Origin of the sequence: Brevibacterium sp. (assembly GCF_022712115.1) — a bacterium.
In the GTDB taxonomy this organism is placed as follows: domain Bacteria; phylum Actinomycetota; class Actinomycetes; order Actinomycetales; family Brevibacteriaceae; genus Brevibacterium; species Brevibacterium salitolerans.
This window is the reverse complement of sequence record NZ_JALAHB010000076.1, coordinates 1-12,733: the sequence shown is the minus strand read 5'-3', so window position 1 is coordinate 12,733 and position 12,733 is coordinate 1. Positions and strand designations below refer to the sequence as shown.

Sequence of the window (12,733 nt, the reverse complement as noted above, 5' to 3'; positions counted from 1 at the left end):
TGCCATGCGAAGGCGTCTGAGTACTGCTGACGAGCTCGTCACGGCACTACAGAACGCGTCGGACCCACGTGAGACCGAGCGGATTCGAACCCGAGTCGCAACTAATGAATCGGTCATCGGTGTCCGGATGAGCACGTTGTTCGCGACGGCGAAGCTTGCCACCGACATCCCCGCAGCAGAACTCGAAAGACTATTCATCCATCCTGCGTATGAGCCGCGCCTCGCCGCATTCTGCATCCTCGATTTTCGCGCCCGTCGGCGCCTCTCCGCCAAGGAACGTGAGGACCTCGCCGCAATCTATCTCGACCACCACGACGCCATCACGACATGGGACATGGTTGATCGAGCAGCACCCCGGGTAATCGGGTGGCCGATCCTAAGCGACGTGATCGAGTTTAGGGTCCTCGAAGACCTTGCACGATCCGACGACCCACTTCGACGACGGTCTGCGATCACCGCGCCATTATGGTTCATCAAGAAAGGAACAGATGGCGACGTCGCGCGTGGACTTGTCATTGCAGACCTGCTTGCTGACGACCCGCACCCTCGCGTCGCCGCCGCCGTCAAGATCTACCGCAAGCATGCAGCACGGCGCGATCAATGAACCGGGCAACTAAACGGGCTCTTCGGACATCCGGTGGGGGGAGGGCGCGCCGGGTGAGGTTCGGCGGGTAGGGGTCGAGGTCCCCGAGGATCAGAAGCGCTAACTCCCTGATCTATCACGAGGACCTCGACGTGCTTCACCCTACTTCGGGGTGCGCTTCCGCGCGCTCTGCCGCTGATTCGTGTTCCCGCTGCGACGTTCTGCTGGGTCTTCCCGATGTCCATGTCGAGCGCGTCGACCGTCGCGACGGGCTGCTGGTGGTGACGGTCTCGACACCAGCGGCGCCGACCGGCTGCCCCTCGTGTGGGGGCGTCGCGACCGGCCGCGGACGCCGCCGACGGGTGCTTCACGATGTGCCCGCGACGACGCGGGTGCGGATCGTGTGGCGGCAGCGGGTCTGGCGATGCGACGAGGTGGGATGCGCGCGGCGGACGTTCGTGGAGCAACTCCCGGGTCTGGTCGCCCGGCGCGGGTCGATCACCAACCGAGCCATCGGCTGGGCGATCGGACAACTGCGGCGCGAACACGCCACGATCGCAGGACTTGCCCGGCAGCTGGGGACGTCGTGGAAGACGGTGTGGCGCGCTGTCGAGCCCGAGCTCGTCACGTTGGCGGCCGATGAGTCCCGGTTTGATGGGGTCACCACGCTCGGCGTCGATGAGCACATCTGGCATCACGTCGACCCCCGCAAGCGCGGCCCGAAGGAGCTGACCGGGATGGTCGATCTCAGCCGCGACGAGCGCGGAAAGACGCGGGCGCGGCTGTTGGATCTGGTGCCCGGCCGGTCGGGGAAGGCGTATGCGTCCTGGCTCGAAGGCCGCGGCAACGGCTTCCGGCGCAACGTGAAGGTCGCAGCCCTTGATCCGTTCGCGGGCTACAAGACCGCGATCGACGACAAGCTCGAGGACGCCACCGCGGTGCTCGACGCGTTCCACGTCGTGAAACTCGGCACGCAAGCGGTCGACGAGGTGCGCCGCCGCGTCCAGCAGGACACCCTCGGACATCGCGGTCGGAAGGGCGACCCGCTCTACGGGATCCAGACCATCCTCCGCGCCGGCGCCGAGAACCTCACCGAGAAGCAGCGGATCAGGCTCGCGACGGCGATCGAGGCCGATCCCGCGCACGACGAGGTGTTCGTCGCATGGCAGTGCGCGCAGCAACTCCGCTCCGCCTACCACCAGAAAGACCTCGCCGAGGGGCGGCGGATCGCGCAGAAGGTCGTCGACTCGTTCCGCACCTGCCCGATCCCGGAGATCGCGAGGCTCGGCCGCACCCTCCGCCGCTGGCGGGCTGCGTTCCTGGCCTACTTCACGACCGGGAGGTCATCGAACGGCGGCACCGAGGCCGTCAACGGGATCATCGAGCTGCACCGCCGCCTCGCCCGCGGCTACCGCAACCAGCACAACTACCGCCTCCGCGTGCTCCTCGCCGCCGGCGGACTCACCCCATGACCCCCACCCAATGTCCCAAGAGCCACTAAACGTTGAAGCGGAGCTCCACCGAGTTCCGCTACAAACCAACCTCTGACGATGAGTAGTCAAGTTGCCAGCGCTAATCATCCCGCGGGTCAGAGCGTTGCTCTGATCCGTTCGTACAGTGCACGGCCGAGACCAGGTGCGCATAGCCGCCGGCGACGCAAAGGAGCATTCTCACCGCGATGCGGTCGGCCAGCTATGACCGAGGATCGCAGTTGAAAAGCAAAGCGCGTCGCTCGCTCCTGAGCACCGCGATCGGGCGCAGAAGGATCTCAGATAGAGTTTGCCAGGTCATCGCCGGTTATCGAGCGCCGACTGTTTCGATGTCGTGTACGCGGTGTGGGCGGCGAGAATAGCCGTCACGGAGAGTACAGCGACGCTCAACGCAATCACCGGCAGGTGATCGATCAGCAGCATCGCGGCGATCATGATCCCCACCAGCACGGCTGCTGCGATGAATCGTGACCGTGCGAGGCGTCCGAATCGGGACCGGAGGAACAGCAGGTTCCCCGCCAGGTAGACGAGCGGACCTGCTGCCGTCACGACAACGATTGCGGGCGTGAGGTGGTCATGGGAGAGCCGCAGCTCGATGGAGACGGCGACGAGGATCGCGCCCAAGACCATAAAAGCATGCGCATAGGCGTAGGCCGATCGGAGAGCCCCAGTTGACGAGTCCCCGCCGTGAGTATCAGGGCCAGCAAGGGCGAAGTAGTTCCACCAGAGCACGAACAGGGACGCGAAGCCGACGATCAAGCTCAGAGCGAGGCCGGGGGTGAGCTGCCCGTGGGACACGATGCTGCCGCCCATGAGCAGGATGGACTCGCCCAGGGCGATGATGAAGACGAGACGGTTGCGCTCGGCCAGGTGCTCGGCGTCGGTGTCCCACTGGTGCATGGGGGCTGCACCGATACCGGGGATCCGGTAGTGGGCGAGCGGGGCCGCGTAGTCGATGAGCACCGCGATCAACCAGAGACCCAGCCGCCACTCGAGGGGCAGTGCCGCACCGAGGACCCAGAACATGCCGGCCAGCAGGGTCCACAGCAGGAGCATGCGGTAGTTGGCTGCGAGCTGGTGGCCGCGGTAGGCGATCATCATGAAGACTGGACGAAGGATGCCCATGAACAGGTAGCAACCGACGAACAACCAGGCTCCGTCGCCGAAGGCACTAGGAATGGCGATCGACATGCCCAGCGCGGCAAGCATGAGCACCCCGGAGAGCAGCTGCACCGGAGTGCGGCTCGGATCCAGCCAGTTCATCGCCCAAGCGGTGTAGTTCCAGCCCCACCACACCGCGGCGAACACCACGATGGTCTGGGCTGCACCCTCCCAAGAGAGGTGCTTGATGAGCAGGTGCGAGAGCTGGATGATGGCGAAGACGTAGACCAGGTCGAAGAAGAGCTCGACAGGGCCGACCTCGGATCGACGTTGCCCGGTGCGGGCGAGCGGGACGGTAGTCATGGTTGACGAACCTCGTATATGCGTGTCGTGCGTTTGCTTCGAAGGCGACAACACCGAGCGGGCGTCCATCTGGCTGGACGCCCGCTCGAGATGCCAGTGTCGGTTCTAGCCTTCGCGGATCGTCATCTTCGCGAGCTTGTCGCCGTCGACGTCGAAGATAAATTTCGAGCGGCCGTTGGCGTGGTTGGAGCGCCAGTCGCCGACGACGGTGACCGTCTCGCCTGCAGCGTCTACCTCCTCGACGGCAAGCGTGCCGCGGGAGCCGATGAACTCCCTGTCGCTCCAGGCCTTGATTGCATCGCGGCCGGTGAAGATCCGCCCCCAGTCGTCGACCGCGCCGGCGGCGGTGAAGGCGTCGAGGAACGCGGCCTCGTCATGGCGATTGACGGCGTCGATGAAGGACGCCACTGGCTCGGGAATAGTCTGATCGGTCATGAGTCTGCTCCGTTCTCAGCGGGTGGTGTAGCCGCCGTTGGCGAAGATCGTCTGGCCGGTGATCCACCAGCCCTCGGAGGCGAGGAAGCGGACGATCGGGGCGATGTCCTCGATCTTCGTGAGCTGACCGCCCATACCCTGCGACTTGTGGAACTCGACCCGCTCCGGGGTCTCCTGGCCGTAGAAGAACGGCGTGTCCATCGGACCGGGCGCGATCGCGGTGACGGAGATGCCTCGGTCGGCGAACTCCTTGGCCGCGGCGCGAGTGAAGTGCTCCACCGGCGACTTGCCTCCGGCGTAGGTGGAGTAGCCGTCGGTGAACGCGGCCAGCAGCGCGGTGACGATGGTGATGATCTTGCCGCCGTCGGCGAGGTTCTTGCCGGCCTCCTGGATGAAGAAGTAAGCGGCCTTGGAGTTGATGTCGAACATCGAGTCGTACTCGTCCTCGGTGGTCTCCACGATCGGCTTGCGCAGCACCTTGCCCGCCGTGTTCACCGCGACATCGATCGTCCCCAGAGCCGCCTCAGCGTCGGCGAACAGTTCGGCCACGTTCGCCGGAACCGTGAGGTCCCCCTGAAACACCGCGCCCTTGCCTCCAGCCGCTTCGACGGCGGCCAGCGTCTGCTCCGCGTCCGCGCGACTGGAGTCGGAGTTGTAGTGGATCGCGACGTTCGCGCCGGCCTCGGCTGCTTGACGAGCGACCAGCCCGCCGAGGTTCTTCGCGCCGCCCGCGATCAGAACGTTCTTGCCCTTGAGTGTGTGCTCAGCCATGAAGCCCCCTCTGTATCGTCACTATGCAACTGTATCTCTCTGATACATAAGCTAACGTAGCACTATGACAGGAGCACCGACAAGCGATACACGGGAGCGACTGATAGCGGCAGCCGCCGACCTCATCGCCGCCGCCCCCGGCGAGGAGTTCTCCCTGCGCGCGGTGTGCGACGCAGTCGGGGTGAAGATGCCGACGCTCTACCACTTCTTCGGCTCCAAGCAAGGGCTGATCGACGCTGTCATCGAGCACGGGTTCGACCTCTACCTGAATGAGAAGTCGTCGATGGAGTCCTCGGGCGATCCCATCCAGGACATCCGTGCCGGCTGGGATGCCCACGTCGCCTTCGGTCTGGCCAACCCCGGGTTCTACACGCTGATGTACGGGAAGGTCCGCCCTGGGCACTCCCCCGAGGCGCAGTCGCGTCCCAGCGAGATCCTACGCGCGCTCACGGCGCGGGCCGCCGAGCAGGGCAGGCTTCTGGTGCCCTCTGAGCAGGCTGCCGCGCACATCCTAGTGACCAACATCGGCGTCACCCTGCGCCAGATCATCCTGGCAGCGCCGGATCCTGCCCTGTCTCAAGCTGTCCGTGAAGGCGCTATCTCGGCGATCACCGGCAAGGGAACACGAGCCAACGACTCGCTCACCACTGCCATCGAGCTCGCTGCAGCACAACCAGATGTCCTCGGCAAGGCGGAGACCCAGCTCCTCATCGAATGGCTCGGCCGGTTGAGCAGGGTTGAGAAGCTGCAGTAGGCGAGTGCCACGAGCTTCGGAGAGGCACAGCGGTTCAGGAGGTAGACAAGAGACCTTCTTCGATCAAACCAACGCCGTGCCAGCGGGCAGGATTCGCGCCGCGCGTACAGAGTGCCTAACTCAACACTAGGCCGTCGTAGATGCGCTCGGACGGCTCGACGTCCCAATCGACGGGGACGTGGAGTGTGGCGATGTGCAGCCGTTGCCCGTCAGACCTCACCAGACGTTAGTTTGAAAAGCGGAACTCCACCGAGTTCCGGCACAGACCAACCTCTCGACTTTCACGTCAGGTCGAACCGCATCTGCGGGATCTGCCGCCCCGGGATCGACCCGCTTGCGACGCTGCCGATCGTCTCTGCTCCGTATTTCGCATAGAAGCTCTCCGCGCCCGGATCCGCGTCGAGAACGAGGCATCGAAACCCCAGCTCAGCGGCTTTCGTCAGCGCGTGGCGCAGGAGCGCACCTCCCACACCCGCGCCGATCCACACAGGATCTACGAACAGCGCTGCGAGCTCGCCCTCAGGAGGTGAGCCATCGAGGAGGTAGAAGCCAACGATGCACCTGTCCGACTCTGCGACGATCAGCGCACCTGACCTGCATTGCTCCGGCGTGAAAGTGAGCTCCGCACGACACGCCGCCAAGAACGCGTCCGAGCAGCCCCAGTAGCCCTTCGAACGCAACGCGACGGCTGAGACCTCTTCCGCTTCGTCCGACTGTGCTTTCCGAAGCTCGATGCCATTCACCGCTCCGATATGCCCACACCCCGTCAGGCCGACTGCAAAGGCGCGATCGCGTCGATCTGATCGCGCAGCGCCCGACGCTCGAGCCGCAGCTCGTAGTTCGACTGCAGGTTCATCCAGAACTCCTCTGACGTGCCGAAGTAGCGCGCCAGTCGGATCGCCGTATCAGCGGTGATCCCCCGCTTGCCGTGCACGATCTCATTGATCCGCCGCGGCGGGACGCCGATCGACACCGCCAGTTTGTTCTGCGTGATCCCGAATCCCTCGATGAAGTCCTCCATGAGGATCTCCCCTGGGTGGATGGGCTCGATCAGGTCGGTCTCAGTGGTAGTCGACGAGTTCGACATCTTCCGCACCTCCCTCTCTCCAGACGAAGCAGAGACGCCATTGCGCGTTCACGCGGATGCTGTGCTGTCCGCGACGGTCGCCGACCAGACGCTCCAGGCGGTTGCCTGGCGGAACCCGGAGGTCTTCGACATCCTTCGCCGCATGGATCAGCTCGAGCTTCCGCAAGGTCGCGCGCTGCACCGTCCGGTCGACGCGCTTGACGTACTGCTCATGCCAGATGCGCTCGGTGTCCTTGCTGCCGAACGATCTGATCACGAGACGAGCATATAACGCGGACCGTCATTAACGCTAGACGTTAAACCGGAATTCCACCACGTCGCCGCAGATACCAACCTCTGGAGAAGTTAGCTACTCCCCGGGTTTGACCTTGTCGTAACGGCAAGGTTTACCGTCTCTTGCTATGACTATTTCAGTGATTGACAGCGCGTCGAGCATGCGCCGAGTGCTCGCAGCGACACCCGATGACCGCGCCGATCTGGTCCGTGAGATGTGGTCTCCCCTGGCTGGGATGTACCACTTCATCCCGGGAGGGATCGACATGGCCACCGTGCACCGACAGAACTTCGGCTTCGACTGGGAGGGCGCAACCGAACCGATCCAGGGGGCCCTCGAGCGTCTCGTCGAGGCAGACGCCTGGAACCGCATCACTACGGCGCTCGAGTCCGGAGCCGCGGCACTCCGGGCAGCTGCCCCGGGCATCGAGGTGCCCGATCTGCAGGTGCTCCTCGTGTTAGGCGATCCCGACAACAAGCACTTCGTCGACGAGATCCAGGGGCTGTCCGCATTCGGTGGAATCAGCGGCTACATCACCATCACCGTCTGGCCCACGCCCCAGGTTCTGGAGCGACTCGAAGCGATTGCCGTTCATGAACTGCACCACAATGTGCGGTACTCGCCGGGCGGAGTCGTATGGGACCCGATGACGGTCACCGTCGGCGAGCAGGTAATCTCGGAAGGGCTTGCGGACGTGTTCGCTGCGGAGCTGTTCGGCGACCGCGGGTACACGCATTTCGTCAGTGAAAGCACCCACAACGATGCCGAAGTCCTTGCGAAGGTCGCAAGCGGGCTGCACGTCACAGGCATGCAGAACTTCACGGCGTGGGTGCATGGTGACGCGAGCGCGCGCCTCCTCGGCGCAGAGCCAGTTGGTCTGCCCACGGGTGCTGGCTACGCAGCCGGCATACGACTAGTTCGCGCCTACCTCGATGCCACAGGAGCCACCGCGGCACAGAGCATTGCCGTGCCTGTGGACGAGGTTCTGCGTGTCGCCGCGCCTCAACTGGGCTTGCGCCTCAATCGGGAAGAATGAGAACGACGTCAACCAGCTGGAGGCAGTCCGTGGAGTGGACCGTGCACGAGCTCGCAGAACGTGCGGGCATCAGCGGGCGAACGCTGCGTCACTACCACCAGATTGGGCTGCTCGAGCCAGACCGCGTCGGGTCCAACGGTTACCGGTACTACGGGCCCGACGCAGTCTCCCGCCTGCAGCGAATCCTGCTGTTGCGAGAAACGGGCATGCCGCTGGCCGACATCGCGGACGTACTTGATGTGCCCACAACTCCTGAGGTGGAAGTCCAAGCGCTCACCGGGCACTTGGAGCATCTCGCTAGGGAACGCGTCTCTCTGAATCGACGCATCAACGCGGTGGAGCACACCTTGTCCATGCGTCGCCAGGGCCGCGAACCTCGCATGGATGTCATGCTCGAGGGATTCAACGACCGATATGAGGTTGAGGTCGTCGAGCGCTGGGGCCGCGACGCATTCGACGCATCGAATCAGTGGTGGCACGGGAAACCGGTCCAGCAGCAAAAGGCATGGAAAGTCAGAGCCGACGCCCTACTCACCCGGTGGCGTGTGATCCAGCAGGAAGGACATGAACTGGACTCCGCGATAGCGCAGGAGCACGCGGCCGTTCACGTGGAGTGGTTCAAGGAGATTCCGGGAACTCCTACCCATGCAGGCGACACGGCGAAGTCCGTCGACATGATCCGTGGTCTCGCAGACCAGTACGAAACGAACCCCGACTTCCATGTCGCCTTCGGAACCCCGGAGGCCGCAAGTTTCGCTGCAAACGCGTTGCGACTTCACGTGCGAGGACTAAAGCCTTCTCCTGCGGATGACCTCAGAGGTTAATTTGAAAATCTAAACTCCACCGAGTTCCGGCACGGAGCAACCTCTGCACAGCTGACAGCCGCGCAGAACCGTCGAATGCGACCGGGCATTCTGTTTCACTGGAGATCATGAACCTCGAACCGACGGATCCTTTGACGCGCGTCCCGTTCCCCTTGAAGGGCAAGTCCGCTGTCGTGACCGGGGTCAGCCGCCGCGCGGGAATCGGGTACGCCATCGCATGCAGACTCGCCGCATACGGAGCCAACGTGTTTTGTCACCACTTCTCCCCACATGATGCCGAGCAGGAGTGGGGCAGCGACGACATCACCGCTGTACTCGAAGGCGTTCGATCACACGCCGTGGGCGATGCACGAGTTGCTGACTTCCACGCCGATCTGACCGAGCCAAACGCCGCCGAGCAGGTGATCGACGCAGCCGTGAGCGAGTTCGGCCATGTCGATGCATTGGTCTGCAATCAAGCGCTATCAGGATCCGACGGCCCCATCGGTGAGTTGAGTGCCGCAGATCTCGACCAACACTGGGCAGTCGACGCACGCGCTTCGATTCTGCTCGCCCAGTCCTTCGCTACACATCACGTCCCGGGGACGCCGGCGTCAATCGTCTTCCTCACATCGGGACAGGACCTCGGCCCGATGCCCGGCGAGGTCGCATATGCAGCAGCCAAGGCCGCGATTGCCGGAGTGACGACGACGATCGCCGATCAACTCGCCGACGACGACATTCGGGTGAACACCATCAATCCAGGCCCCGTCGACACCGGGTATCTCACCGACGACATGTAGCAGTTCGTGAAGCCCATGTTCCCGTTCGGGCGATACGGACAACCGGACGACCCTGCGCGCCTTATCGCGTGGCTCGTAACCGACGAGGCATCGTGGCTCACAGGCCAGATCATCAATACCGAGGGCGGGTTCGGGCGCTGGCGTCCCCGCGGAAGCTAACCTTCAGACGTTGAACCGGAACTCCACCGAGTTCCGGTACGGACGAACATCTGGCACACCTGCCTCGCAATCCGATACACTCGTATCGATTAGGAGGTGCCAGTGAGCCGAGGTGTGGGGCGGGACCACGAGACAGTGCGCGACACTATCGCTGCCGCAGCGTGCGTACTGGTGGCGGAGGAAGGTGCCGGCGCGTTGACGGTGCGACGAGTTGCTGCCGCTGCTGGGGTCTCGCCCGGCCGGGTTCAGCACTACTTCCCCGACCGCACTGCTCTGATGCTCGCGGCCTTCGACTCGGTACAGCACGCCGTTGCCGCAGAGGTGGCCACGGCCGTCGGGGAAGCCGCCGCGCCGGAACAGGTGTTGACCGCCGTCCTGCGCGCGATGATTCCCACCGATGACACAGCGATGCGACGACTGCGGGTGGTGGCGCAGTTCGAGTCGCTGGCGCTCACGGAGGACATCCTGGCGACGAGGATCCGCGAGGGGCACGCCGAACTTCTCGCCTTCCTCGAACGCCTCCTGGAATCCAGCAGGATCCGCCTCGACTCGAACAACACCGAAGGCACTCTTCAGGGACTCCTTGCTACGGCCGAAGGGCTCAGCGGGCAGGTTCTCCTCGGCCAGTCCTCGCCCGATCGGGCGCTCGCGCTGCTGCAGACATCCATCGACGACATGTTTCGAGGAGTCGCATCGTGACCACGCAATCATCAACGACGCTGAGGCCCCTCCGGTGGGGAGCCGGCCTCATCCGGGGGAGATTCGAGGTGCACCGGAACGGACATCACTACGTCGTCGACTCCGGGTACCTCGATCTCGATGAGCGCATCTCCCTGTACCGCGACGGTCGCCTCGTCGACACAACGCGACGCAAGGCCTCCTTCGCCATCGAAGACGGCGCGCACATCGAGGCAGCTGTCGCAAAGCTCGGGATGAAGTACGTACGCATCCGCGAGGCGAAGGCACGGGAGACCCAGCCGCTGACCCCTGCTGCGGGCACCGCCGAGGCTTGGCGAGCGAACCTCGACCGACAGCACCCCGCAACCAGTCGAGCAGTCGGAATCGTCGCCACCCTCATCGTCATGGGGGTGCTTCTGCTCGAGCTTCCTCAGCTGATCAACCTCGTCGGTCTGCTGACGTCGTACGTCGGGCTCCCAGTATTCGAGATCCCGGCGATCCGCCTCGCGGGTTGGCAGAACCTCCTCGTCATCATCGCCGGAGGCCTCGCGGCGATCGAACGAGGGCTGAGCATGAGATACAACCCACTCTTGGACGACTGAACCCCCGCTGGTCAACGCGATAGGCAGCCAATCGCCTCACACATTGAAGCGGAACTCCACCGCGTTCCGGCACGGACCGACCTCACGGCTTCACGGCGGACGTCCGCCACGTGTCTGCGCCCGTGCGCCCGATCAGGTCACGCCCGCTCGATCGGGAACCACAGCTCACACGCGGCCGTGCGGAAGTCGTCGGCATGCTCCAGAATCGACACGATCGACGGGCCGGGACGCAACCGCCACGGATTCGACGGGAACCATTCCGACGCCGACGCCGCGTAGGCGTCCTGCAGGGCGGCCGGGTGCGGCCCCGAGGTACGGAACACGACCCACTCCCCCTCGTCGACGTCGATCACATCCAGGCCCGCCGGGGTCTCGGTGCCGTGCTCGACCGCGACGCCGTGGAGATAGGTGAGTTCGCTCCCCTCCTGATAGTCGGGCTCGACATCGGCGCTCACCGCGAGGATCCCACGGGGGTCCGTGCTGCTCATCGCCTTGAGTCGCTGATGCTCTTCCGCCGGAAGCGACGCGATGTGCTGCTGGATGTGCGGATTGACGCCCTCGTAGATCAGCGGCACGCGCGCGGCGTGACCGATCAGGCGGAAAGCGGGTCGTTCGATGATTCGGGCATCCATGGGGACGCTCCCTTCGACAGTCAGGCGGAACCTGAGGGTGGGTTGAGTACGAAGGGGGCCACCATCACGACGAACGTCTCCGTGACTTGCGCCGTGTACGGAGCGGAACGCACGCCCGAAGGCTTCGACGGATCCATACCCATACCGCACCGCGATCGTCAGCAGATCCTCCCCACCGACCACGTCCGCCGCCGCGACAGTCATCCGCCGTCGGCGCACGTACTCGGAAATGGGCATGCCCGCCAGCGACGAGAACATTCGTCTGGCGTGATAACCCGTCGTGCCCATCGACTCAGCGAGCGCATCGACGTCGATGTCCTCGTCGATGCGGCGCTCGATCTCATCGACCAGCCGATTGAGGATCTCGATCATGGTTGCTCCCTTCGCCATCCACTCTCATCCCGATGACATGACGCCCGCCCGATCGTTCCGGTCCGATTCTGTCGGGTTCACGACCACACCGAGCGCACTGGACAGCGAAAGCCCCGCCGATCACGAGGATCGACGGGGCCCACAGTGCAGGATCAGCTCACGTCACACATTGAAGCGGAACTCCACCACGTCCCCGTCCCGCATGACGTAGTCCTTGCCCTCCATGCGCACCTTGCCCGCAGCTTTGGCATCGGCCATCGATCCAGCGGCCACGAGGTCGTCGAAGCTCACGATCTCCGCCTTGATGAAGCCGCGCTCAAAGTCGGTGTGGATGACGCCTGCGGCCTGCGGTGCGGTCGCGCCCTGCGGGATCGTCCAGGCCCGCGACTCCTTGGGACCCGCCGTCAGATACGTCTGCAGCCCGAGCGTCTTGAAGCCCACGCGCGCCAGCTTGTCCATGCCGGACTCGTCCTGGCCCGTCGACTCGAGCATCTCCTTGGCCTCGGCCTCATCGAGCTCGATCAGCTCGGACTCGAACTTGGCATCCAGGAAGATCGCCTCCGCCGGCGCCACGAGCTCGCGCAGCTCCTGCTGCATGGCCTCGTCCGCCAGCCCGTCCTCGTCCGTGTTGAACACGTAGATGAACGGCTTGGCCGTCATCAGCTGCAGCTCCCGCAGCTCGGAGACGTCGATTCCCGCACCCGCCGCACCGTGGAAGAGCGTCGTGCCGTCCTCCAGGAGCGTCTTGGCCTTCTGCACGTTCTCCAGCACGCTCGGCTCGATCGTCTTG

15 protein-coding genes and 1 pseudogene are annotated in these 12,733 nt (G+C 64.4%); 8 read left to right on the top strand and 8 right to left on the bottom strand.

The features are described from left to right. The first annotated feature begins 4 nt into the window (after positions 1–4). Positions 5–604 (top strand): DNA alkylation repair protein, encoded by a 600-nt coding sequence (locus tag Q0A33_RS04565; RefSeq protein WP_291793780.1) that lies wholly within the window; start codon positions 5–7, stop codon positions 602–604. A 203-nt stretch (positions 605–807) separates the two neighbouring features. Next, entirely contained in the window at positions 808–2,055 is a 1,248-nt protein-coding gene (locus Q0A33_RS04560; protein ID WP_291793902.1) for an ISL3 family transposase, read from the top strand. Between the two features lie 315 nt (positions 2,056–2,370). Here the strand turns inward: Q0A33_RS04560 and Q0A33_RS04555 are convergent, their stop codons facing one another. From Q0A33_RS04555 to Q0A33_RS04545, 3 genes are all read right to left on the bottom strand, one after another. After that, positions 2,371–3,537, bottom strand: coding sequence for a low temperature requirement protein A (locus Q0A33_RS04555; protein ID WP_291793777.1), 1,167 nt, complete (start codon positions 3,535–3,537; stop codon positions 2,371–2,373). Positions 3,538–3,642: 105 nt separating this feature from the next. After that, complete coding sequence (locus Q0A33_RS04550; RefSeq protein WP_129314012.1) at positions 3,643–3,972, bottom strand: nuclear transport factor 2 family protein; 330 nt, start codon at positions 3,970–3,972, stop codon at positions 3,643–3,645. A gap of 15 nt (positions 3,973–3,987) precedes the next feature. Beyond that, positions 3,988–4,743 (bottom strand): SDR family oxidoreductase, encoded by a 756-nt coding sequence (locus Q0A33_RS04545; protein ID WP_291793768.1) that lies wholly within the window; start codon positions 4,741–4,743, stop codon positions 3,988–3,990. Positions 4,744–4,807: 64 nt separating this feature from the next. Here Q0A33_RS04545 and Q0A33_RS04540 point away from each other — a divergent pair, with 64 nt between their 5' ends. After that, complete coding sequence (locus tag Q0A33_RS04540) at positions 4,808–5,497, top strand: TetR/AcrR family transcriptional regulator (RefSeq protein ID WP_291793765.1); 690 nt, start codon at positions 4,808–4,810, stop codon at positions 5,495–5,497. Positions 5,498–5,778: 281 nt separating this feature from the next. Here Q0A33_RS04540 and Q0A33_RS04535 read toward each other — a convergent pair whose 3' ends face one another. From Q0A33_RS04535 to Q0A33_RS04525, 3 genes are read right to left on the bottom strand one after another with little or no spacing between them, the layout of a single operon-like run. Further along, positions 5,779–6,240, bottom strand: a complete 462-nt coding sequence (locus tag Q0A33_RS04535) for a GNAT family N-acetyltransferase (RefSeq protein ID WP_291793762.1) — start codon at positions 6,238–6,240, stop codon at positions 5,779–5,781. A 23-nt stretch (positions 6,241–6,263) separates the two neighbouring features. After that, positions 6,264–6,584, bottom strand: coding sequence for a HigA family addiction module antitoxin (locus Q0A33_RS04530; protein WP_291793759.1), 321 nt, complete (start codon positions 6,582–6,584; stop codon positions 6,264–6,266). Next, positions 6,559–6,840 carry a type II toxin-antitoxin system RelE/ParE family toxin gene (locus Q0A33_RS04525; RefSeq protein WP_291793756.1) on the bottom strand — a complete coding sequence of 94 codons (282 nt, stop codon included), beginning with the start codon at positions 6,838–6,840 and terminating at the stop codon, positions 6,559–6,561. The genes Q0A33_RS04530 and Q0A33_RS04525 overlap by 26 nt, the downstream gene beginning before the upstream one ends. A 145-nt stretch (positions 6,841–6,985) precedes the next feature. Between Q0A33_RS04525 and Q0A33_RS04520 the strand changes: the two genes are divergently transcribed. The 5 genes and pseudogenes from Q0A33_RS04520 to Q0A33_RS04500 all read left to right on the top strand — a co-directional run bounded on the left by Q0A33_RS04520 (position 6,986) and on the right by Q0A33_RS04500 (position 10,939). After that, entirely contained in the window at positions 6,986–7,894 is a 909-nt protein-coding gene (locus tag Q0A33_RS04520; protein ID WP_291793752.1) for a DUF2268 domain-containing putative Zn-dependent protease, read from the top strand. 41 nt (positions 7,895–7,935) lie between these two features. Continuing rightward, positions 7,936–8,718 carry a MerR family transcriptional regulator gene (locus Q0A33_RS04515; RefSeq protein WP_291793749.1) on the top strand — a complete coding sequence of 261 codons (783 nt, stop codon included), beginning with the start codon at positions 7,936–7,938 and terminating at the stop codon, positions 8,716–8,718. Positions 8,719–8,825: 107 nt separating this feature from the next. After that, positions 8,826–9,659: pseudogene (locus Q0A33_RS04510) on the top strand (SDR family oxidoreductase). 135 nt (positions 9,660–9,794) lie between these two features. After that, positions 9,795–10,358: a TetR/AcrR family transcriptional regulator gene (locus Q0A33_RS04505; RefSeq protein WP_291793745.1), complete on the top strand. Its 564-nt coding sequence runs from the start codon at positions 9,795–9,797 to the stop codon at positions 10,356–10,358. Continuing rightward, complete coding sequence (locus tag Q0A33_RS04500; protein ID WP_291793741.1) at positions 10,355–10,939, top strand: hypothetical protein; 585 nt, start codon at positions 10,355–10,357, stop codon at positions 10,937–10,939. Before Q0A33_RS04505 ends, Q0A33_RS04500 begins: the two co-directional genes overlap by 4 nt. Positions 10,940–11,076: 137 nt before the next feature. Here the strand turns inward: Q0A33_RS04500 and Q0A33_RS04495 are convergent, their stop codons facing one another. Continuing rightward, positions 11,077–11,943: an AraC family transcriptional regulator gene (locus Q0A33_RS04495; protein ID WP_291793738.1), complete on the bottom strand. Its 867-nt coding sequence runs from the start codon at positions 11,941–11,943 to the stop codon at positions 11,077–11,079. 162 nt (positions 11,944–12,105) lie between these two features. Continuing rightward, a partial coding sequence (locus Q0A33_RS04490) for a DUF933 domain-containing protein (protein WP_291793736.1) occupies positions 12,106–12,733 on the bottom strand: 628 nt, incomplete at its 5' end.

Coding starts and splice junctions, on each gene's coding strand:
- Q0A33_RS04565 (WP_291793780.1), top strand. CDS start 5: ATGCGAAGGCGTCTGAGTACTGCTGACGAGCTCGTCACGGCACTACAG.
- Q0A33_RS04555 (WP_291793777.1), bottom strand. CDS start 3,537: ATGACTACCGTCCCGCTCGCCCGCACCGGGCAACGTCGATCCGAGGTC.
- Q0A33_RS04550 (WP_129314012.1), bottom strand. CDS start 3,972: ATGACCGATCAGACTATTCCCGAGCCAGTGGCGTCCTTCATCGACGCC.
- Q0A33_RS04545 (WP_291793768.1), bottom strand. CDS start 4,743: ATGGCTGAGCACACACTCAAGGGCAAGAACGTTCTGATCGCGGGCGGC.
- Q0A33_RS04540 (WP_291793765.1), top strand. CDS start 4,808: ATGACAGGAGCACCGACAAGCGATACACGGGAGCGACTGATAGCGGCA.
- Q0A33_RS04530 (WP_291793759.1), bottom strand. CDS start 6,584: ATGTCGAACTCGTCGACTACCACTGAGACCGACCTGATCGAGCCCATC.
- Q0A33_RS04520 (WP_291793752.1), top strand. CDS start 6,986: ATGACTATTTCAGTGATTGACAGCGCGTCGAGCATGCGCCGAGTGCTC.
- Q0A33_RS04495 (WP_291793738.1), bottom strand. CDS start 11,943: ATGATCGAGATCCTCAATCGGCTGGTCGATGAGATCGAGCGCCGCATC.